Raw genomic sequence first — 21,655 nt, 5'->3', positions numbered from 1 at the left:
ATCCCAGAGATAGTAAAAAATAATAGCTATACTTAAATTATTTTGGAGAAATTTTGTAGTCAGTGAATTTTCATAGATAACTTTATAGGTTTTGGCATTTTATTTCATTTCACTGCCTACAAAATTTCTCCAAAATAATTTAAGTATAGCTATTATTTTTTACTATCTCTGGGATGCTTCATTCCCTCACTATAGTAAGATGTGCGCTGATTATCTAAATCGTTATTATATTTATGAAATAGAAATTTTAGTCGAAGTAATGAGGTTAAGTAATGGCAATCAAATTGAAAGTTCCGAATATTAAAGGCGATGAGTGTGCCAAGAAAATAACTAAATCTATTTTGACTATGGAATCTGATGCCAAAGTAGATGTGAACGTTGATACTAAAACTGTAACTGTAGATACTGCGGCTTCTGAAGAGTCTATTAAACAGATAATTCAATCTGCTGGTTTTACAATAGAAGGCTATTAATTTTACTTCTAAATTTCTGAAGAGATTTAGATGAAGTAATTTAGCCAGGACAATTGCTTAGTCATATATTCGCCCGGTTTCCGGGCAGAATATTAATAAAGAGTATTTTCCTCTTCTGACGCGCTTGAATTATCAGCTGCAATATATACAGCATTGCTATATATTTGTTTGCTACGACAAAATTGTTAAATTTTCCGGTAATAGTTTTCAATCAAGAACGGATTAACATGGGGTCATAAATTTGATATTCCTGAACCCCAGAATTGCCTAAAATCAAGCTAGCTTGCTCAAGCTCTTTGTCTGTGCCACTAACAATGAATATGTAATTGCCTTGAGCAATTTGCTCGTTGTAAAAGCGTGCCCATTCATCTGCTATTCCTAGCCTCATCGCGTCAAAGCGCTCACTTAAATTAATACCATTTAACCCAATCAATTGAGAAAAATCTTTGCAAATTAAAGACATCTGATTTGCTGAAAACCCTGCGACATACATATCGTTAATTGCGGCTTTAGCGTTATCTATGTTATCAAAACAACTAATAGCATACTTGCTCAAAATCCCACTTTTATTAGGAGTGGCAGTTGTGGAAGTTGTCGTGGATAGATAATTTGCAGGTAATTGCTCACTATTGAGAGGCTCATAAATACCAAATTCTTCAATACCCCAACGGTGTAGAATTGCTTCTACTTTAGCAATTTCAAAAGATGTGCAATCTACGATTATGAAATAATGCCCATGCTCTACTCGCTCGTTATATGCTTTAGCTTGCTCTTCGGATATTCCCCAACCAACTAGCGCACCAGCAAAAGTCCCAGTAGCAGCACCAATACTTGCACCAACAAGGGTTGTAACCAAAGCAGTTGCAGCCGCGCCAGCCAGCATTATTGGCCCAACTCCAGGGATTGCTAAAGTCCCAAGACCTACTAATAAACCAGTCAACCCGCCAACCGCGCCCCCAGAAAGTCCTCCTACTGTTGCACCTTCGTCGGCTTTATCACCAGTGCGCTCTTTAATTTCATCATCGGTAATCTGATGATTGCGGTCTGCATTCTGTACAACTACAGATACTTTTTCCATCGCCAAGCCAGAATCTCTCAACTCATGTAGCGCCTGTTCTGCATCTCGACGATGAGTAAATACGCCTATAGCACGTTGATTTTGACTTAAAGCCATTATTACTCCTTAATAGCAGGGGAAATTAATTTCCCATAAATCTAGTTTTTTATTACCTGTAATCTTAAATACTACTTTATTTAACTCGAAACTATCCTAAGTAATAAAAATCATTACGGTTAAGGTAAGAGACGCGATGAATCGCCGTCTCTACAATAATTAGACTGATGAAAACCCGACCAACGGATTCTTTTGTTTAAAAAATCTGTCGATCGGGTTTAGGCATTCATACAGGACTTACGCAAGAGTTACAGAATAACGAACCACAGAGGACGCTGATTAATGAGGGTTTGAGAGTTTTTTTGCGTAAGTCCTATCATAAAAAATTAGCTGAGATTACACTCTGTCTACTTTGATAGTTCTGGCGTGAAGAGAATGCGCTTGTCATTTATGCTATTAAATGCAGGTGTAGGCCAGCGATCGCCTACTTTGCCCAGAATTGACATTTTCTGAACTAAGCGGTCAAATTTATCAGGGGTGAGAGATTGGGGGCCATCGGATAAAGCCTTAGCTGGATTGGGGTGAACTTCAATCATCAAAGCATCTGTACCAGCTGCGATCGCAGCCATTGCCATTGATGGAACATATTCTGACCTACCTGTACCATGACTAGGATCGATCATAATTGGTAAATGGGTCAGCGATCGCAATACCGGAAGCACTGATAAATCTAGAGTATTGCGGGCATATTTGCCATCAAAGGTTCTGATTCCTCGCTCACAAAGAATTACATTTGGGTTTCCTGATGCCAAAATATATTCTGCTGCCATCAACCACTCGTCAATTGTGGCAGACATCCCCCGCTTCAGCAGCACAGGTTTATCTTGAGCGCCTACCTTTTTCAGCAGCGAGAAGTTGTGCATATTCCTAGCACCGATTTGGATTATGTCAGCTGTTTTCGCTACTGCTGATAAGTCCGCAGCATCCATCAGTTCTGTGACGATACCCAAACCAGTAGCTTCCCGCGCTGCTGCTAATAAATCTAAAGCGCTTTCACCATAACCTTGAAAGGCATAAGGTGAAGTGCGAGGTTTGTATGCTCCGCCACGGAGAAATTGCGCTCCTGCTGCTTTGACGCGTTTTGCCGTTTCGACAATCATCGCTTCATTTTCAACAGAACAAGGCCCAGCTACGATTACAATCGGGTGATGTTCGCCAAAATACACATCACCGTTGGGTGTAGGTACGACAACTTCGCTAGCTTCTCCATCTCGGAATTCTCGGCTTACCCGCTTGAAAGGTTGTTGCACTCGTAATACTTGCTCAATCCAAGGGCTGAATTCTTGAACCTGCAATTTATCAATGCTAGAGGTATCGCCAATTAGCCCCAGCACAACTTTATGAGTGCCAATGCTTTTTTCTACTGTGACTTTCCAAGTTTCACTTAGTTCTTGGCTGATGCGAGTCATTTCCTCAACAGGCGTACCGCTTTTAAGTATGATAATCATCTGTTTTTCCTTGTGTATAGTTTGTGGGTGTAAAAGCTAATCATTACAAGTTGATGCATTGACATTGCAGGTCAATGCATTGGCATTACAAGTTGATGCATTGGCATTGCAAGTTGATGCATTGGCATTACAGGTCGATGCATTGGCATTGCAGGTTGATGCATTGGCATTGCAGGTCAAGGATATAAGGCAGCTTTAGAAAACTTGTCTGTAAATCGTAGCCTCGTAGAAGAGTGAGGCTGGGTGAAAAAGATTCGTCTAGCGCAGAAATTCAGCAAGTTGTTCTAGTTTTGTCCAAGCCGCGCCGCTTTGCAGAATTTCCTTAGCAAGGACAATACCTTTAACACAACCGACTAAAATATCCGTTTCTCCATGAATGGCTTCACCAACTTGGAGTGCCAGGGCTGTATTTAAAGCGACAACATCTTGCTGCGCTTGAGTGCCTTTACCTTGGAGAACTGCCTTCAAGATTTCGGCATTTTCTTGGACATCTCCACCGTGTAACGCCGCAGTGGGGGCAAAACTCAAACCAAGTTCTTGAGGGTTTAGCGTTAGAGAACGTACCTTTTTATCTTGGAGTACAGCTAAATCAGTGACATCTGCTAAACCAGCCTCATCTAAACGTTCGCGTCCATGAACTGCGATCGCTTGCTGACATCCCAATTGCGATAAAGCTTGCACAATCTCCTCTAATAAAAGCGGATCGTTCACACCAATAATTTGCCCTGTCGGCCGCATGGGATTTACTAACGGGCCGAGTAAGTTAAAAACAGTCCGCACCTTCAAAGTTTTTCGCAAAGTTGCGATCGCTTTGAGTGCAGGATGCCAACCGGGAGCAAACAAAAAGGTGATTCCAACTTCACCCACTGCGGCTTGCACTTTCTCAGGAGTGGCGTTGAGATTTATCCCCAAAGCTTCCAGCACATCAGCCGAACCAGTCTTGCTAGATGCCGAACGATTGCCATGTTTGGCAACTTTTACCCCACAGGCGGCAGCAACAAAGGCGACAGCAGTAGAAATATTAAAGGTGGAAGCGCCGTCTCCGCCAGTTCCGCAGGTGTCAATTAGGGGGATTGGGGACTGGGTACTGGGTACTGGGGATTGGGATTGTAAGACGCTAGCCATGCCTACTAATTCTTCTGCGGATACGCCTTTGGCTTGAATTGCGGTTAAAATCGCTCCTGATAAAACATCGGGAATGGCATCTGTGAGCCAACCTTGCATCAAATCTGTAGCTTGGGAAACCGTCAACGATTGCCGATTCAGCAATTGTTGTAATAAAGCTGGCCAGTTGTAGAACTCAGAAGGGATGAAGATATTATCAGGTGGAGTTTGAGTTACAGCTATCATTTTGGTCATTTGTCATTGGTCATTTGTCATTTGTCATTAGCAAAGGACAAGAAGAGAAAATTAAGGAATAAGGACTTTGGCGACGGTTTGCACGTCTTTGTCACCTCTACCAGAACAATTGATGACAATGCGGGGACTGCCTTCTAACTGAGGACAAAGGGTTTCGAGATATGCGATCGCATGAGCAGTTTCCAAAGCTGGGATGATCCCTTCTAGTTGCGAAAGTCTTTGAAAAGCTTCTAAGGCTTGCTTATCAGTCACACTGTAATACTCAGCGCGACCAAGATCCATTAAATAACTATGCTCAGGCCCAACGCCAGGATAGTCTAATCCGGCGCTAATTGAATGAGCTTCGATGACTTGACCATCATCATCTTGCAGTAAATAGCTCATTGCACCATGCAATACACCTATTTTTCCTTTTGTCAAGGTAGCGGCATGTTTTTCTGTATTTACACCTTCACCTGCTGCTTCTACTCCAATTAGGCGTACCGAAGTTTCATGCACAAACTCATTGAATAAGCCGATCGCATTGGAACCTCCACCCACGCAAGCCAGTAAAATATCTGGTAATCCTCCCCATTTCTGTTGGGATTGAGCGCGAGTTTCTACACCAATTACCACGTGAAAATCACGGACAATCATCGGGTAAGGATGAGGCCCAGCAACAGAACCCAGGATGTAATGGGTTGTTTCTACATTTGTCACCCAATCTCGAATTGCTTCAGAAGTTGCATCTTTGAGAGTTCCGGTTCCAGCTTCCACTGGGCGTACTTCTGCTCCCATCAACTTCATCCGAAACACGTTAAGAGCTTGGCGTTCCATATCCTGGACACCCATGTAAATCACGCATTTCAAACCAAACCTAGCACACACAGTTGCAGTCGCTACGCCGTGTTGTCCTGCACCTGTCTCAGCAATAATCCGTTGCTTATTCATGCGTTTAGCTAGCAACACCTGAGCTAAAGCATTATTAATTTTGTGAGCGCCTGTATGATTTAAATCTTCGCGCTTCAAATAAATTTGTGGCCCTGTGCCATCTGGTCTAGCGTAGTTTGTTGTCAGGCGTTCAGCAAAATATAATGGGCTGGGTCGTCCCACATAATCACGCAGTAAGTTTTGCAGTTCTGCTTGGAAACCTGGCTCATTGCGATATTGATGATATGCGGTTTCTAACTCACTTAATGCAGGCATTAAGGTTTCGGGGACGTATTTACCGCCGAATTTTCCAAACCTGCCTAAAGAATCTGGTTGGACAGTTACAGTCTTGATGTCTTGTATGCTTACCATTGTTGAAAATCCTTTTATGTTCAAGTATTTTTTACTTTCGTTCTAACTTTTTAGAACTTATGTCACTGAAATTATCTTTGCGTTTTCCTTTCCCAGGTGTCGTAGGTATAGCCTAGTTCTCTGTGATTCAAAACGTCTATGGGGCGCACCAAATCGTCAGGCTTAAATTTTGGTAATAGGGATAGTAAATCTCCTAACGCCGTAGCTTTCGGGGTAGACATACCGCCGTCCCAAGGCCACATGAAATCTTTAAGATTGTGTCTATAAGGCAGACTATTACCATCGGGAGGATAAAAATCGCTACCTTTATGACCGTTGTCTTGCCATTGTGCCCAGAGGCGGTCTGCGTTGGCATGATGCAACCAAAACACTGGGTCATAAGGTGAACTTGGTATATTGCTCATGGTTCCCAGACTTTTAAATGTTATAGGTCTGGTACTTACGTCTATTTGTACCCCACCGACTAAACCATGAATGTAATTGTGGAGGAATCCTCCTGCGGTGATTTTACCCTGGTCATCTATAGAGATAAATCCTTCCAAAGCAGTACGAAATAGAGAATAGTCATTAAGAGCAAGGACACGCTCAATATCTTTTTTGGGCAAAGGGTAATCAGTGGCGGGAGGTAGTCGGAGAAAGCGTACAAGTGATGTACCTAACGATGTTCCGGTATCTGTGTCAATGTTTAGTGCCGGATTCATAACCCAGCCATTTGCAGCCGCAAAAGCCCCAGACTGTACAGGCCCACCTGTAAAATCTCCCTGATTGGGAATTTTGATGGTTACTCCTTGACCATTAGAGCCAAGAAAATCATCGTTAAAAATTACATCAAGGGCTTTGGCTTCTGTCCAATCCCAGTATGGCAGAGTAACAGTTCGGTCTACTGCTTGCAAAGCTTGTTCAAATCTGCGGATATATTCTCGATGCCAAGGGAAAAATGCCGGATTTTCATGAGCAAGTTCCTGAGCAGAACCATCAGAATGCCCTTTATGATTATGAATCAAGCGTGTTGCCCCTAGATGGACAGCAACGAATTGGTCGTAAATACTGAGCTTGCTACCTGCGGGAATTACTGTTTTTAAGGTTTTGATAGCATTGACAAAGGCTGTTTTCTCTCTTTGTGTCAGGTCAGTTACGTTTTTTCTGACAGCTAATTGAGCGTATTGTCCTCGAAGATTTTCATACCTATAGTGTTTGTCTTGTCCGTAGTCAATGCGATCGTGGGCAAAGACTGTAATAGCACAGGCGCTAACTATAAGTAAGCTATAAATTAATATTTTGACAGATTTCAGCAGGAGTTTCATAGTCTTAATGGAAATAGAGGGGCATACTTCGACTGCGCTCAGTGACCGGCACTTCGACTGCGCTCAGTGAACAACACTTCGACTACGGTGTACACACAAGTCTGAAATAGCTAATTAACCAAAGTTTTACCCCACCCTAACCCTCCCCTTATAAAGGGGAGGGAACTAGATTTCTTTTTTTCCCCCCTTTATAAGGGGGGATTAAGGGGGGTAATTCGACACCATAGCTCCTAAGAGGAGAGAGGCTTTGAATCTTACTCCCCTTTCCTAGCAGGGAAGGGGTTGGGGGTTAGGTTTGTATTGGACTCAACTGCAAACCGCTATAATTTCCTACTCCCCAAGTCTGCGGGTGAATTTATCTCACCTCTTGAAGAGATGGACTTTCGCGCCGACTTTCTGTAATGGCTGTTTTAAGTTCTTGACAAAGCTTTTCTACTGCTTGCAGTCCTTCAATTGGGCTACCTTCAGCTAACCTTTTAACGAAGGCACTACCAACAATCACCGCATCTGCTCCCCATTCCCTTACTTGATGCGCTTGTTCTGGCCCTGAGATGCCGAAACCAACGCCAATGGGTTTATCGGTAACGCTTCGCAAATCTGTAATTAAATACTTTACACGGTCTTGGATTTGAGCGCGGACACCTGTAACACCTGTAACGCTTACCAGGTAGATAAAACCTTGAGATTGACGAGCGATCGCATTTATTCTATCTTGAGAACTGGTAGGAGCTACAAGTAAAATTACCTCAATCCCAAAAGATGCAGCAGTTTTGATTAATTCTTCTGCTTCTTCTAAGGGCAAGTCTGGCACTACCAACCCTTGCACCCCAGCAGCAGCAATTTTTCCTAAAAATGACTTAATACCCCGGTACAAAATGGGATTGTAATAAGTAAATAGAATTATTGGCGCTTTCAGGGTAGGAGTTACAGCTTCCAACATCTCTAATACTTGCTCTAATTTCGTGCCTTTTTGTAAAGCGCGGGTTGCAGCTGCTTGAATTACAGGCCCATCTGCGAGAGGATCGGAGTAAGGAATGCCTAACTCGATGAAGTCTGCACCATTGCGATCTAAGATGCGTAAAGCTTCGGCAGTGGTTTCTAAATCAGGATCGCCTGCTGTGATAAAAGGGATTAAAGCACACTGTTGGCGATCGCGTAAAGTTTGAAAATCAGCAGAGATAGAAGTCATTCTGAAAAATAGTTAATGATTAGTTAATAGTTCCGCAAGAATCAACATTTAGCAATCAGCGATACCCACGCTATATTTGTTGTTGTCGAGTCTTTTAGCTCCGTGAACGAGTCTTTTATACTCGTCAACGAGTCTTTAATCCTCGTGAATGAGTCTTTTAGCTCCATGAACGAGCCTTTTATACTCGTGAACGAGTCTTTTATACTCGTGAATGAGCCTTTTAGCTCCGTGAACGAGTCTTTTATACTCGTGAATGAGCCTTTTAGCTCCGTCGTTGAGTATTAGAGCTTCATTTTTATTAAGTAATAGATTTAAGGACGACTTAAAAGACTACGCACAGCTTGTTCTACATCGCTTTGTTTAACTAAAGACTCTCCGACTAAAACCGCACGGACACCAGCTTCAGCAACAAGAGATAAATCAGCAGGTGTATAGAGTCCAGATTCACTGACGACAGTGATATCCACACTTTGCAAATATTGGTGACGCTGTCTTAAAAGTTGCTGTGTTATTCCCAAATCAACTGTAAAATCTTCTAGATTGCGATTGTTGATTCCGACTAAATGTAAGTCGTCAAGCTTTAGCACCCTATCGAGTTCAGCTAAAGTATGGACTTCCACCAGTGCATTCATGCCCAAATCGTGAATCACTCGCAGAAAGTCTTGCAGTTCTTGGTCTGATAAAATAGCCGCAATTAACAAAACTGCATCTGCGCCTGCTGTCCGTGCTAAATAAATTTGATAGGGGTCAATGATGAACTCCTTGCACAGTAGAGGTAATGCTACTTGCTGACGCACACGCCGCAGATTGTCAAAACTGCCCTGAAAAAACTTATGATCAGTGAGAACTGATAGACAAGCTGCGCCACCTCGTTCATAAGCAATAGCGATCGCTACTGGGTCAAAATCTGCCCGAATAATCCCACGGCTAGGTGATGCCTTTTTTACTTCGGCAATTAAGCTAGGTTGGTTAGGATTTTGTTGTAAAGCAGTCAAGAAATTTCGGACAGGTGGAGCCGTAATTAACTGTTGTTGCAAAGAAGCTAAAGAAAATTCCTGCTGCATCTGTGCAACTTCTTGCCTTTTATGCAACACAATCTCTTCAAGAATATGGCGAGAAGTTGTAACTTGCTTAATCATAAAATTCTTAGGGAAGAGCAATAATTTCCTACTCTTGACAAATGACTAATGACCAATGACTAATGACTCTTCAACCTGAGTATATGCACGCACCACATTTTTAATGATTTCTAAACCGACTTCTCCGGCTAAAGTCATGATTGATTCTGGATGAAACTGAACGGCGGCGATGGGAAGTGTCTGATGTTCAATGCCCATAATTATGTCGTCATCAGAAATCGCTGTCACCTTCAATTCTTTCGGCAAATGCTGCGGTAGAGCAAATAATGAGTGATATCTACCGACTGTAAAGGATTCTGGTAAATTTTTGAAGGTAACAGAATCGGAATCAGTAACGAAAATCCGTGAAGATTTACCATGTTGAGGATAGTCGAGAACTCCCAATTCTCCATCAAAAGCTTCAACGATGCCTTGCAGTCCTAGACAAACTCCGAAAATAGGAATTTTGCGATGAAGAAGGGCACCGACAGTCTGGGGAACACGAAAATCACTTGGTCTACCAGGGCCGGGAGATAAAACAACTAAGTCAGGGCGTTCTGTATCGAATAGCGATTCTGAGAAACCATGACGGAGTGTAGTGACGGTAGCACCTGTTTGGCGAATGTAATTAGCTAATGTATGAACAAAGGAGTCTTCATAATCTATTAGTAAGATGCGTTTGCCCTGTGCCGCCTTTGGAAGGATTTTAGCTGATTTGATAGAACTGGATTCATCATTTTTCTGACTGCTTTGCTTAACACGGCGAATCGTTTCAAATAAAGCAGCAGCTTTAGTAATTGTTTCTTGTTCTTCTGCTTGCGGTATGGAGTCATAAAGGACAGTAGCCCCAACTCGCACTTCGGCGATGCAGTCTTTTAATCGGATTGTCCGCAGAATTAATCCGGTATTTAAATTGCCATTGAAATTTAAATAGCCGACTGCGCCACCATACCAACGTCGGGCGCTACGTTCATGCTGTTCAATAAAATCTATGGCGGCTTTTTTGGGTGCGCCGGTGACTGTAACCGCCCAAGTGTGGCTTAAGAAGGCATCTAAGGCATCAAATTGCGATCGCAGTGTACCTTCAACATGATCTACTGTATGAATCAGGTGGCTGTATAGTTCAATTTGGCGACGACCAATCACTTGTACTGAACCAGGTTCGCAGATTCGGGATTTGTCATTGCGATCAACATCAGTACACATGGTCAACTCAGCTTCATCTTTGTGCGAGTTGAGTAAATGACGAATTTGCACTGCATCATCGAGAGCATCTAGTCCCCGGCTAATAGTGCCACTAATGGGACAAGTTTCTACCCGCTTCCCTTCAACTCGCACAAACATTTCTGGAGATGCGCCAATTAAATATTCTCCACCTAAATTAAAAATAAACCCATAAGGACTAGGATTTATATCCTTTAAAGTCTCAAATAGTTTGCTGGGTTCATCTTCATAGCCTTCAAAAAAGTTTTGACTAGGAACAACTTCAAATAAATCGCCTCGGCGGAAATAATCGAGTGCAGACTCAACTTTTTTGGCATACTCACCTACTTTATGATCAGCCGTTTGATTTGGGAGAAGATGTTTTCCACGGTAATCAACAGACTCACCTGTTCGAGGCAGATTCTTCGTATTGCCATGCGCTGTTTCAAAATCATATTTTAAACGAAATGCGCTTTGCTGATAATAGTCAACAACTATCAATTCATCAGGGAGATAAAGTACCAAATCGCGCTGATCTGTAGCACGTTCCAGACGTTGATTAATTGGTTCAAACTGAAAAACTAAGTCATAACCAAAAGCCCCATACAATCCTAAATGCTCATCTTCTTGGCTAGAGAAAACGTGTAAAATTTCGCGGACAACTGTAAAGGCTGAAGGTTGCTTACTGCGTTCTTCTTCAGTGAATAATTTTTTGGTAGATTTAACAAAGCCGATGAGATGGTTATTATCTAGGGTAACATTCTCAAGTTGTTTTGAATTTGATAAACACTCTAATAGTAATGGTAGGAGTACCTGACCACGTTCATTCAACGCTATCAAATTGAAAGCATTTTCTTGTGTACTTAATTCTAATGGTGGATTGACAAATCCGATCGCCCATCTTTTATATCTCCCTGGATATTCGTAGCTGCTTCTTAGCAAGCCTCCACGCTGAGAATTTAAGTGAAACAGAATATCTTCTAGGGCTGTGTCCATCTTCACTTCGGTGATGGAGCGAGAAACACTTACACCACCAAGGGTTTTATAAGAACGGGAATCAAAAATCATGGGAATTTCTCTGTAAGAGTTATTAGTCATTAATCGAAAGCTATTAATAATTATTTGTATTTGTCTATAAATAACAAATTCTGATAATTCAAGATCAATCTCAATCAACTTATTCTAATCTGCGTATTATTTATTGAGAATATAATTAAAAGCTTTTATTTCTTATTTAAGATTACTAGATATCAAGCAGATAATACATTGAATAATTTTTCGATTGGGTGTCAATTTATTCGCTTTTTATACTGCTTTTTTTAGTTTTTATAAAAACGTTATTGGACATTATTCGCCTCCCTCAAAAGTAGTAGATTATCTCAAAAATTTGCATTTATTTCTCAGTCATCTTTATATGACTTTGGCTATTAGAGAATGTTTGAGAATTCATGATTGATGTATCAAATATTATTACCCTACCCTAACCCTCCCCTTATAAAGGGGAGGGAACCGGATTTTCTTATTTCCCCCCTTTATAAGGGGGGATTAAGGGGGGTAATAATTCGATTAAAATCACAATATACCACTTTTCAAATAACCTCTTAGACTCAGAATAAATTCTGAGGCGGGCTAGATGAGAATGAAATAGCCCTGGCTAATCCTACAATTCTAAAACTCCTGTAAAAGTGATATTGCTTGCCTATACAAAAACAAATCTACCTCATGAACCTCAATTCCTTTCCCAATCCTTTGTAACAACATTAAAGTCAACTCTCCACCCAAGTGTTCGCGGAACTCAGTTAAACCCCTGAATAAACAATCAGGATGCTCCAATTGTGATAAATTCTGGGCCATTTCTGGCACATACAGTGTGAAACCCAACGCCGACAAAGTATTTAATATTCGTTGCCATTCTGAGCAATCAAGCAATCCGATTAAATAAGAATAGGTGCTATCCAAAGCGATACCGATCGCAACTGCTTCGCCATGACGCAAGCGATAATTTGTCAAATGCTCCAGTTTATGAGCCGCCCAATGTCCAAAATCCAGGGGACGAGACGAACCCATTTCAAAAGGATCGCCACTATTGGCAATATGTTCTAAATGCAACTGGGCGCAACGATAGATAACCTGTTCCATAGCATCCATGTCTCGCCGCCCAAGGGCTTTGCTGTGAGAGTGGATAAAATCAAAAAAGTTAGCATCCTTAATCAGCGCCACTTTCACGGCTTCTGCAATCCCAGAACGCCAATCGCGATCGTCTAGGGTTGTCAAAAAGGCAGAATCATTTACAACTGCATAAGGTGGCGCAAATGTGCCGAGAAAGTTCTTTTTACCAAAGGCATTAATGCCGTTTTTTACCCCAACCCCAGAATCATTTTGTGCTAACACCGTTGTCGGAACCCGAATTAGGCGAATTCCCCGGTGAGCAGTTGCAGCAGCGTATCCTACCAAGTCCAATACCGCCCCGCCCCCAATTGCTAACACATAAGAATGGCGACATAATCCGGCTGTTTCAATGAGTTGCTGGATTTGCTCTACTAAAGTGCGATCGTTTTTGGCAGCTTCTCCTCCCGAAATTATCATGGGTTCGGCTGCGATCGCTAGCACCTCTCCATAAAACTTGGTATACGCAACTAATTGCTTCACCAATTCCGGTTGATACTTTAATATTCCTGCGTCTACCACTGCAACTAATTTCTTCGGCTTTGTCTCCTCATCTGCTGTAATCACTTGCGCTAGTGTGGGGTTTTTCAACTCAAATAAATTTTGGGTAAAGTAAACCTCGTAGTTAAAAATAACCGAAACACGTTGATGAATTAATCTACTTTTTTGCTTGATGTCAACTACCATATTTTTGCGCGTATATCTAAAAGTGCAGCACGATTAAAAGCTTGTAGGAACATTTCTACCGAGTGAGAACCATTTATCTTGACTTTATTATTGATAATGAAGAACGGCACACTGTTGATGTCATTCGGCCGACTAAATATTGATTCAGCCACAAAACCTTTAACCGTAGCATCATCACTCAATTGCAGCCATAATTCTCTATAATCCATTTTGTAAGCTGTACCTATGGCAATAAGAACATCAATATCTCCGATATTCAAACCATCTTCAAAGTAAGCTTTATAAATGGCTTCTACAACATTATTCTTTACCTTTTCTGGTGCGAGTGTAATCAGTCGGTGCGAAAGCTTAGTATTGACAGCCAAATTGATTTTTTCAAAATCTAATTTGACTCCAGCTAACTCACCTGCATATTGCGTATAATCAAACAAATGTTGCAGTTCTTCCGCTTTTATACCTTTTCTAATTTGCATAAAGCTACGAAACTCGTACCCCTCAGCAGGAATAGTGTTATCCAGAATAAAGGGATGCCATCGGATATGTACTTCTTGTTCTTGCCATTGTGCTAGTGCATCAAACAGATGCTTTTTTCCAATTCTGCACCAGGGGCAAACGGTATCGTGAAAAATGTCTATCAGCATAGTTTTTGCTATTTAGATGCTAATATTTGTATGCATTTGTGGTTTAAAATCTCGTTGGATAGCCGTTGTATTTAAAGGCTGTAAAAAAGTAGTAATTTTTTCTTCAAAAAAGCTTTGAGTATTTTCAAACTCTTTAATTAATGCATCTCTATCCTTCCTCATAACCAATCTAGCCAAACGACTGTAAGTATTAGCTAAAAAGCTAATTGCATTACACCTTTCTTCTGTAGCTAGCATAATATCGACACATAAATTAGGATTTTGGGAAAACAAACGTTTTAAAATATCGATTTCTTGACGATAGTTAGGAGTAGACATTGTTAAGCTCTGTTCTACGTCCACTTTTGCTTGTGCTAAGAAAACACCAAGACTAAATCTACAGAAATGCTGGGTTGCTTGAATAATCACCATCATCCGATCGTGTTCTTCAGGCGTACAAGCAATTAACTCACCACCTTGACTTTTAATCAAGTCTAATAACCATTGAAATGAATCATCGTTTCGACCTGGACACACTACCACTTTTTGCTCTAAAAACGATTTAATATTTGGGCCAAACATTGGATGTAAACCCATAACTGGCCCAGAATGGTGTTCGAGCATTGCTTGAGTTGGCTGAGTCTTAATACTTGTGATGTCACACAAAGCTGTAGTTGGGGCAAGATATTTTGCTGCCCGCTTGATAACATCAACCGTATATTGAATAGGAACACTTACTAATACTAATTCTGCCTGATTTAACAGTTGTTCTGCGTATTCCCAATCATCATGTTCGAGAACAGTAACATTATGACCTACTACTGAAAGCTGTTCTTTAAATAATCTTCCCATCCTGCCGCGTCCACCAATGATGGTAACTTGTCTGGGAATAACATGATTTGTAGCAGATTTAGGGGTAAGACTGGCATAGCAACTATTTACTACACCCGCCCAAACAGACTCAGGAATACCAGCTTGAGCCAGTAGGGGAGCGACATCAGCGAGTTGTTCATCTAAAGAAGGCTGTTCTGATGCTGCTAATAATGATATGCGATCGCTTAATAAGGCGATCAAACTCTGGTCAGTTTTTTTAAGCCGATCTGAATAAGAGGATTGCAGAGGCATTTTTCTTCCAATTTTCAAATATCAACAAGTGATTCCTTAGAACTCATTTCTGGTAAGATATCCAAAGTTGTTGCTTTTTTGGCGATCGCATCAGCAAATAACTCTTCATACCAGTCTAGCGCTTGCTCAAAGGAGTAGTTTTCTATTGCAAACTTTCTTCCTTTACGCCCTAGTTGCGCTGCTAATTCCGGCTGATTATATAAATCCAGCACCGCCGCCGCCAAAGCATCTGCTGACTCAGGCTCAACGATAACGCCACCGCCACTTTCTCGGATGGCTTTGGCAGCAGTCCCGACGGCAGGAACAGAACCCACAATCGGGCGACCACTGGCTAACAACAGTGGTATTTTAGAAGGCATATTGAAAGAAATTACATTGCGCTTTTGCACAATCAACCCGACATCTGCGGCTGCTAACATTTGTGGTAGTTTTTCTCGCACTTCCAATGGTAAAAGTAAAACGTTATCTGCACCACAAGCAAGACAATGTTTTTGCAACCTTTCGAGGGCTTGAGATTCGCCTGCTATGACAAAGACAATTTCTTTTAGATGACGCAAATGGGCTGCTGCTTCTATTACTGTTTCCAAACCTTGCGTGAGAGCAATATTACCAGAATAAAGCACTACAAATTTACCATTGAGTTGATGAGTAGCTCTCCAATAATTTTTCTCCTTCGGTAAAGGGCGGATAAAATTTAGATTCACCCAATTGGGAATGCAGGCAATTTTATTAGCAGGTACACCTTTATTTATTAAATTATCTACAAAGCCATCGGCAATTACGCTAATGGTATGTGCAGTTCGGTAAGCAAATTTTTCTAAAGCTTCCAGAGCTTTAATCATCAACTTATTTTTAATTAGCCCAACACGCACAGCAGCTTCTGGAAGGATATCTTGCACATTCAGCACTACTGGGCAGTTGTATAACCAACCTATCAAAGTTGCAGGTAAACAAACTAATAACGGCGGTACTGTTAAGAGAATTACATCAGGTCGCTCACCCTTGAGTGCTTGTGGCAAACTTGTAAAGACAAAGCTCAACTCTAGCAGTAGCCGATCTATCAGGTTGGGTTTAGACTTAATCCGCAGATAACTACGCTGAATTTTGACACCGTTTTTCTGTTCAGTAACATATAACTTACCTCGATACCCGTCGTAAATCTGACGCTGAGGATAGTTAGGCATACCTGTAATTACCCGCACTTGATGTCCTCGCTTCACCAGCCCTTCTGCTAGTTCAGTCATCAAAGGTGCAATACCAATTGGTTCTGGATGATAGTTGTATGAATAAATCAGAATGTGCATGAATTATTAATTTCCTGGAAGCACCTCGATTTGGTAATTCGTAATTACAATTAGTAGGATGTGTTACTGCAAAGCGTAACGCACCAAAATTATTGAGATGGTGCGTTAGCCAAGGGCATAACGCATCCTACTAAACTACGAATTAGTAATTATTTAGCACTGTTTTTGCAGTTCTTTTTCTAAACTGAAGACTGGCTTTTGTTGTCCACGTTTCCGCAATATGATGGTAGCAGCCCCAAGTCCAAGCAATGCAAAACCCAATGTTGAAGAAGGTTCCGGCACTTGCTGTCTGCCTTCTACGTTTAACACTTGGACACGACCTTGAAAGAAATCGCCCACGTAAAGTTTGCCATTTTTATAACTTGTGCCACCCGTCCAGTTAAATCTGCCTGGTGTGAGGTCGAGGGGATTGCCAAATGGGGGGTCAGTTAATCCTGGAGGCGAGACTGGGTTGCCTGATGCATCTAGGGCTGGTTGACCGTAGGAAGTCAAGAAGTTACCGTTTTTATCAAACACCTGAACGCGGCTGTTGATAGAATCAGCTACATAAACATTCTCAAATTCGTCCACTTCGATGCCAATTGGCTGAAGAAGCTGTCCAGGTCCGCTACCTGCTGAACCAAATGTGTACAGAGGTTTACCATTTGGATCGAGTACTTGAACGCGGTTATTATACTGGTCAGCTACAAAGATATTTCCACTAACTGGGGAAATTCTTATACCTGCTACACCTTGGAATTGCCCAAGTGCAGTGCCCACAGTGCCACCAATGACACCAATTTGCTGTCCGTCTGATGTGAATTTAAGGATTCTTTCGCCGTTAAAATCACCTACGTAAACGTTACCAGCTTTATCAAATGTTACACCAGACGGCCCAAAGAAAATCCTACCTGATATAAGACCGGTAAAATCCCCATTGGCAAAGGATCTAATAAAGTTACCCTGAGAATTGAATTGATTGATGCGGTTGTTGTAAACATCACCTGCATACAAATCCCCTGTCACGGGATTAAAGTCTACAGTTGTTGGCTCGTCAAACTGTCCGGGCCCTGTGCCGCCGGAGCCAATTGCTCCAATATACTGACCGCTTGGACTAAATTTTTCAATTTTGTCACCGACGTTGTAGTTAGGAGTACCATCTGGGTTAACACCGCGTCCGTTAGCTATGTAGGTATTCCCTTGGTCATCCACTGTTATGCCTTGAGGTACAAACAGTTGCCCTGGCCCAAAGCCGGGGCTACCAATGCTCGTGTTGTAAGTTAATGTTACAGCCTTAGCTTGGGCTACTGTTGCCAACACCATGAATCCAGTACCGAGAATTCCGATTGACAAATTTTTGACTAATCCCATGAGTTTGAAGTCTTAGTTGTATGAGTTATACTCTTTCCTAGACTAATTTTGTTCCCAGTCCCAGTTTAGGAACCCGAAAATTTGGGCTACTGCCTCTTGTCTGAAATGCAACTTTCTCTATGAGGCAGCAGCCTATTCTGTAAGCTTTACCAGGAATTAAACAGTTTCTACTTTGACTAATTCTTTGCTGCGTTTGCGCTTTAACACCGAACTTGCACCTAAAGCACCAACAACTATCAGACCGATTGCAGAGGTGGGTTCGGGGACTTTGGTTACTCTGGGATCGATCTTGATAATTTGTCCTGTTCCTGCGAGTCTGGCTCGATTTGAGATATATAAATCACCATCAGGCCCATAAGTGATACCAGAAGCAGCTTCTAGTCCATCACCACTCCAAATAGTTTCACGAGTCCCATCAGTGCCTATTTTTATCAAAGAACCACTAATATCACCAGTGATAATACCGCCCTGTTGAATCTCCTTCCATTCGGAATGATTGATGTGTTGCAAGGCGTATAAGTTGCCATCAGGGTCATAAGCTACACCAGTCAGTTGTGTGAAGCCATCGTCGATAACTTTTGACTGCAACGTATTAGGGTCAAAGCTAAAGATTCGCGCTTCTTTCTCTGGATAGGGGAAATAAGTGTATTCACTGACTGTTAAACTGCCATCTGGAGCGATCGCAATTCCAGTTGGTACTGATTGCTGGGTTACAGGAAGTGTAGATGGATCTACACCAGGCCCAAGATCGGGAAACTCAAGTTTGCTTCTATCTATCACTTTCTCAGGAACTGCGGCGACGTTCTTAATCCCACTGCCATCAAGTCCTACAGTATAGATACTGTTTCCGCCCCCATCAACTACATAAGCAGTCTCGCCTTTAATTGCAAAAGCATAGGGGTTAGAAATTATATCAGTACCATCAGGATTAAATGCAGTTTCATAAGCTCCAAAATCCGCAAGAGTTGTTAACCCCCCAGTTTTTAAGTCTACTTTGTATAATTTTCCGAGGTCGGGCGATTTTAAAACGGTGTCACGGTTGGTTGGATCGCCTGCAAGACCTGTCAAAAGATAAGCGTTACCTAAACCATCGAATTTGATATCCGCAGGCCCGGCTGCTTGTTCTCCAGAAGGCGATAATGCTAAAGAAGTTAGATTTGAAATAATACTTGTTTTTGTACCGTCCTGACCAATTTTGAGCAGGGAACCATTCTGACCAGCACATAAAGGAATATACCCGGCGCTAGGTGATGCAATACATCTTCCGTCTTTTCCATCACCGCCAGAACCACTTTCTGTAACATAAAGATTGCCAGTAGAATCAAAGCCGATGCCACGTGGATTACTAAGACCATCGGCAACTACCGTTAGGCTTGCAGCTTCGGCAGCTTTGGGTGCAGAAACGGCAGCAATGCAAACAGTCAAAAGTGTAAGAGTAAATGATTTGAGTTTCATACCTTTGGAGATTGAGAATTAAGTAAGTGGAAAACTTTATGGATTTAAACGCGCAATTGGTTTGAAACTCTTTACTTGAGCATTCGTAATTACGAATTACGAATTAGTAATGGGGTTCTTTTCTTGTGCAACCAACCAACGCCCAAGGCTGCGATCGCTAATACGCCTAAAGTAGAATCAGGTTCAGGGATAGATTTGGTATTCTCAATTCTGAGAACTTGGCCAAATCCTGGGCGATCGCTTCGGTTGGTGACGTATACCGCACCATCAGCACCAATAGTCAAGGCGCTAGGTGCCTCTAATCCATTGCCACTCAGCAGAGTTGTGCGAGTTCCATCAGCAGCTATTTTGATGACAGAACCATCCAGATTACCCTTCCAGGCTGACTGATTGGCGTACTGCAAAGCATATAAGTTGCCCTCAGCATCAAATTTCAAGTTTGTGAGTTGGGTAAAACCGTCGGCAAAAACTGTTGGTATCCCATTAGCACCAACTCGATAGATTTTTGCCCCACCTTCAGGGAAGGGAAAACCAGTAAATTGGCTGACATAATAAGCACCATCAGGGCCTTTGGTCACACTTGAGGGGACTGCCTGGCTTGCAAACTCCGATGGCACCTCTTCACCTTGAGATGGCACTTGTGCTGGTTCATTGGATGGAGTACCAGAGGGTGGAAAGATGGGATTAGCTAATATGTCTTCAGGGAATGTAGTAATAGCTTGCAAATTACTACCATCAGTATTAACGCTGAGTAAGTCATTTGCACCTGCATCAACTGCGACTAACTTATTGCCATCTATTGCCAAACCCAAGGGATTACTACCGACATCACCACCATCGGGATTGTTGGCGAGTTCATAGTTAGCTAAATCGGCAATAGTCGTCCAGGAGTTGGTATTAAAATCGGGAGCGATGATTTTACCGAGGTCAGTGTAACCTAAATTGCGATCGCGAAAGACCGGATTCGCCCCATACCCAATCAGAACATAAGGTTTACCTGTAGCATCAAATTTGATGTCACGAGGGCCAGCGCCTCCAGTGCCATCTGGTAATGCTAAGGAAGGAAGTCCTGTAAGTATGCGTTCGGTTTTACCATTCTCAATTTTAGTAACTGCTCCAGTTGCGCCATAACATAATGAATCGCCTTGACCGCTTGCTGGTGGAACGCAACCTCCACTTCCCCCGATTCCCGCCTCTGTGACATAGAGATTACCATCAGGCCCAAAGCTCAGACCTCCGGCATTGTATAAACCATCGGCGATTACTGAAAATGATGTAGCTGAGGCAGTTTTCATTCCAGAAAAAGCGGCAATACAAAAAGTGAGGATAGTAATAGTAAGTGGCTTCAGTTTCATATTTCGTTCTTTGTCATTAGTCATTCGTCCTTTGTTATTTGATCAATGACTAATAACCAATGACTAGTTCCTCTTGAATTTTTGGCAGATAGCTCATTCCTCGGTCAAATGATTTTAGATTGCCAGCTTTGGCTTCGAGTAAACGTTTGATGTTCATGCTTTCAGCACCAAAATCTTCAATTTGAAGTTTGCCGTGGCTAACAGTTCCATCTGTTTTCCAGAATGTAATTCGATGCAAAATAAAACCAGAAGCTTCGGGGTCAGCGAAAGAGTATGCGGTTGGGATAAGTAAAGCTACAGAACGCTGATAATATTCGTACTCTGGATAAAAATGCTCTTGTTCAAGCAAGTAGTATTTACTCAGACTATGAACTCGTACAGAAACTTTTACATTTTGATCATATTCATCTTTGAATTCACCTGATTCGGAAGTAATATCACCATTTGGACGGAGTAAATGCGCCCACTCATCTACATTTCGTAAGTCTTTTAAGTATTCAATGCCGATTTCAATTGGGGCATCAACATAAATTGTGTCGGTATCAATAAAGTGACTTCCTTTCGCTGCTGAGGTCAGACCAGCTTTACGTTCCAAATTACCTTTGAGAGAACGACATTCAGAAGTGTGTACTGTATGAATTCCCTGCATAATCATCTGAGTCTGTCGTTTGGGATCGACAAAACTCAGCCAATGGAAGTACACACCTTTTTCATCTGTCCCTGGTTCAATGTATTCGGTGGGAAATAGCAGAACAGGGTAAACTTGAAAATATTTTTGATACTCTAATCCACAGTGCCATTCAATGCCATAGAAAAGTGGATTTTCTAGTTTTTTAACGTGATAATAGAGATTTTTGTGATAACCTGATGCAGTTCCTAGCCAGGTATCTTCGTCAATTTGCTCTTTCATCCGACTATAAAGTGTCCATTCATCCAAGTTTTTTAAACTACAAAGATAGTTAAAGGCATTCTCTGGTGAAGTTGCAATATAAGCTGATGTCGCAAAAGTATTTTTTTCCACTTTTCCCTCCTGAAGATAATAAA

At 41.8% G+C, this 21,655-nt stretch carries 18 protein-coding genes; 2 read left to right on the top strand and 16 right to left on the bottom strand.

Features of this window, described 5'->3' with window-relative positions:
- Positions 1-272 precede the first annotated feature (272 nt).
- Positions 273-473 (top strand): heavy-metal-associated domain-containing protein, encoded by a 201-nt coding sequence (locus tag V7K42_RS17820; RefSeq protein WP_094332697.1) that lies wholly within the window; start codon positions 273-275, stop codon positions 471-473.
- A 211-nt stretch (positions 474-684) separates the two neighbouring features.
- Here the strand turns inward: V7K42_RS17820 and V7K42_RS17815 are convergent, their stop codons facing one another.
- Together V7K42_RS17815 and aroF are read right to left on the bottom strand one after the other, a co-directional pair.
- The gene (locus V7K42_RS17815; protein ID WP_334918323.1) at positions 685-1,647 is read right to left on the bottom strand and encodes a general stress protein; all 963 of its coding nucleotides are present in this window, start codon (positions 1,645-1,647) and stop codon (positions 685-687) included.
- 347 nt (positions 1,648-1,994) lie between these two features.
- Complete coding sequence (gene aroF, locus V7K42_RS17810) at positions 1,995-3,095, bottom strand: 3-deoxy-7-phosphoheptulonate synthase (protein WP_334918321.1); 1,101 nt, start codon at positions 3,093-3,095, stop codon at positions 1,995-1,997.
- A gap of 58 nt (positions 3,096-3,153) precedes the next feature.
- On the opposite strand from aroF, the gene V7K42_RS17805 reads away from it, so the two are divergent.
- Entirely contained in the window at positions 3,154-3,294 is a 141-nt protein-coding gene (locus tag V7K42_RS17805; protein ID WP_334918319.1) for a hypothetical protein, read from the top strand.
- A 59-nt stretch (positions 3,295-3,353) separates the two neighbouring features.
- Here V7K42_RS17805 and trpD read toward each other — a convergent pair whose 3' ends face one another.
- From trpD to scyC, 14 genes are all read right to left on the bottom strand, one after another.
- Positions 3,354-4,445 (bottom strand): anthranilate phosphoribosyltransferase, encoded by a 1,092-nt coding sequence (trpD, locus tag V7K42_RS17800; RefSeq protein ID WP_334918327.1) that lies wholly within the window; start codon positions 4,443-4,445, stop codon positions 3,354-3,356.
- A 60-nt stretch (positions 4,446-4,505) separates the two neighbouring features.
- On the bottom strand, positions 4,506-5,735 hold the full coding sequence (gene trpB / locus V7K42_RS17795) for a tryptophan synthase subunit beta (protein WP_334918317.1): 1,230 nt from the start codon (positions 5,733-5,735) through the stop codon (positions 4,506-4,508).
- Positions 5,736-5,806: 71 nt separating this feature from the next.
- A complete protein-coding gene (locus V7K42_RS17790; protein WP_334918315.1) occupies positions 5,807-7,039 on the bottom strand; it encodes a tyrosinase family protein in 1,233 nt (410 codons plus the stop codon).
- A gap of 355 nt (positions 7,040-7,394) precedes the next feature.
- The gene (gene trpA / locus V7K42_RS17785) at positions 7,395-8,228 is read right to left on the bottom strand and encodes a tryptophan synthase subunit alpha (RefSeq protein ID WP_334918314.1); all 834 of its coding nucleotides are present in this window, start codon (positions 8,226-8,228) and stop codon (positions 7,395-7,397) included.
- Between the two features lie 311 nt (positions 8,229-8,539).
- Positions 8,540-9,367, bottom strand: a complete 828-nt coding sequence (trpC, locus tag V7K42_RS17780; RefSeq protein ID WP_334918313.1) for an indole-3-glycerol phosphate synthase TrpC — start codon at positions 9,365-9,367, stop codon at positions 8,540-8,542.
- Between the two features lie 45 nt (positions 9,368-9,412).
- On the bottom strand, positions 9,413-11,617 hold the full coding sequence (locus tag V7K42_RS17775) for an anthranilate synthase (RefSeq protein WP_334918312.1): 2,205 nt from the start codon (positions 11,615-11,617) through the stop codon (positions 9,413-9,415).
- 600 nt (positions 11,618-12,217) lie between these two features.
- Positions 12,218-13,402: a 3-dehydroquinate synthase gene (locus tag V7K42_RS17770; RefSeq protein ID WP_334918310.1), complete on the bottom strand. Its 1,185-nt coding sequence runs from the start codon at positions 13,400-13,402 to the stop codon at positions 12,218-12,220.
- Entirely contained in the window at positions 13,396-14,043 is a 648-nt protein-coding gene (locus V7K42_RS17765) for a DsbA family oxidoreductase (protein ID WP_334918308.1), read from the bottom strand. The genes V7K42_RS17770 and V7K42_RS17765 overlap by 7 nt, the downstream gene beginning before the upstream one ends.
- A gap of 12 nt (positions 14,044-14,055) precedes the next feature.
- Positions 14,056-15,147: a bifunctional chorismate mutase/prephenate dehydrogenase gene (tyrA, locus tag V7K42_RS17760; protein ID WP_334918306.1), complete on the bottom strand. Its 1,092-nt coding sequence runs from the start codon at positions 15,145-15,147 to the stop codon at positions 14,056-14,058.
- A 14-nt stretch (positions 15,148-15,161) separates the two neighbouring features.
- On the bottom strand, positions 15,162-16,451 hold the full coding sequence (locus V7K42_RS17755) for a glycosyltransferase family 4 protein (protein WP_334918304.1): 1,290 nt from the start codon (positions 16,449-16,451) through the stop codon (positions 15,162-15,164).
- Between the two features lie 153 nt (positions 16,452-16,604).
- Positions 16,605-17,801 (bottom strand): scytonemin biosynthesis PEP-CTERM protein ScyF, encoded by a 1,197-nt coding sequence (scyF, locus tag V7K42_RS17750; protein WP_334918302.1) that lies wholly within the window; start codon positions 17,799-17,801, stop codon positions 16,605-16,607.
- A 156-nt stretch (positions 17,802-17,957) separates the two neighbouring features.
- A complete protein-coding gene (locus V7K42_RS17745) occupies positions 17,958-19,256 on the bottom strand; it encodes a ScyD/ScyE family protein (RefSeq protein WP_334918300.1) in 1,299 nt (432 codons plus the stop codon).
- A gap of 89 nt (positions 19,257-19,345) precedes the next feature.
- Entirely contained in the window at positions 19,346-20,611 is a 1,266-nt protein-coding gene (locus tag V7K42_RS17740; RefSeq protein ID WP_334918298.1) for a ScyD/ScyE family protein, read from the bottom strand.
- A gap of 49 nt (positions 20,612-20,660) precedes the next feature.
- The gene (scyC, locus tag V7K42_RS17735) at positions 20,661-21,632 is read right to left on the bottom strand and encodes a scytonemin biosynthesis cyclase/decarboxylase ScyC (protein WP_334918296.1); all 972 of its coding nucleotides are present in this window, start codon (positions 21,630-21,632) and stop codon (positions 20,661-20,663) included.
- Positions 21,633-21,655 lie beyond the last annotated feature (23 nt).

The sequence above is a fragment of the Nostoc sp. genome, assembly GCF_036917455.1.
Taxonomy (GTDB): Bacteria; Cyanobacteriota; Cyanobacteriia; order Cyanobacteriales; family Nostocaceae; genus Nostoc.
The sequence above is the reverse complement of the archived record's forward strand: the minus strand, read 5'-3'. Positions and strand labels throughout refer to the sequence as shown.

Bases quoted from the DNA above. Each gene is read 5' to 3' on its own strand.
- aroF (WP_334918321.1), bottom strand. From the start codon at position 3,095: ATGATTATCATACTTAAAAGCGGTACGCCTGTTGAGGAAATGACTCGC.
- trpB (WP_334918317.1), bottom strand. From the start codon at position 5,735: ATGGTAAGCATACAAGACATCAAGACTGTAACTGTCCAACCAGATTCT.
- scyF (WP_334918302.1), bottom strand. From the start codon at position 17,801: ATGGGATTAGTCAAAAATTTGTCAATCGGAATTCTCGGTACTGGATTC.
- V7K42_RS17765 (WP_334918308.1), bottom strand. From the start codon at position 14,043: ATGCTGATAGACATTTTTCACGATACCGTTTGCCCCTGGTGCAGAATT.
- trpA (WP_334918314.1), bottom strand. From the start codon at position 8,228: ATGACTTCTATCTCTGCTGATTTTCAAACTTTACGCGATCGCCAACAG.
- V7K42_RS17820 (WP_094332697.1), top strand. From the start codon at position 273: ATGGCAATCAAATTGAAAGTTCCGAATATTAAAGGCGATGAGTGTGCC.
- V7K42_RS17770 (WP_334918310.1), bottom strand. From the start codon at position 13,402: ATGGTAGTTGACATCAAGCAAAAAAGTAGATTAATTCATCAACGTGTT.
- tyrA (WP_334918306.1), bottom strand. From the start codon at position 15,147: ATGCCTCTGCAATCCTCTTATTCAGATCGGCTTAAAAAAACTGACCAG.
- trpD (WP_334918327.1), bottom strand. From the start codon at position 4,445: ATGATAGCTGTAACTCAAACTCCACCTGATAATATCTTCATCCCTTCT.
- V7K42_RS17755 (WP_334918304.1), bottom strand. From the start codon at position 16,451: ATGCACATTCTGATTTATTCATACAACTATCATCCAGAACCAATTGGT.
- V7K42_RS17775 (WP_334918312.1), bottom strand. From the start codon at position 11,617: ATGATTTTTGATTCCCGTTCTTATAAAACCCTTGGTGGTGTAAGTGTT.
- V7K42_RS17815 (WP_334918323.1), bottom strand. From the start codon at position 1,647: ATGGCTTTAAGTCAAAATCAACGTGCTATAGGCGTATTTACTCATCGT.
- trpC (WP_334918313.1), bottom strand. From the start codon at position 9,367: ATGATTAAGCAAGTTACAACTTCTCGCCATATTCTTGAAGAGATTGTG.
- V7K42_RS17790 (WP_334918315.1), bottom strand. From the start codon at position 7,039: ATGAAACTCCTGCTGAAATCTGTCAAAATATTAATTTATAGCTTACTT.
- V7K42_RS17745 (WP_334918300.1), bottom strand. From the start codon at position 19,256: ATGAAACTCAAATCATTTACTCTTACACTTTTGACTGTTTGCATTGCT.
- V7K42_RS17740 (WP_334918298.1), bottom strand. From the start codon at position 20,611: ATGAAACTGAAGCCACTTACTATTACTATCCTCACTTTTTGTATTGCC.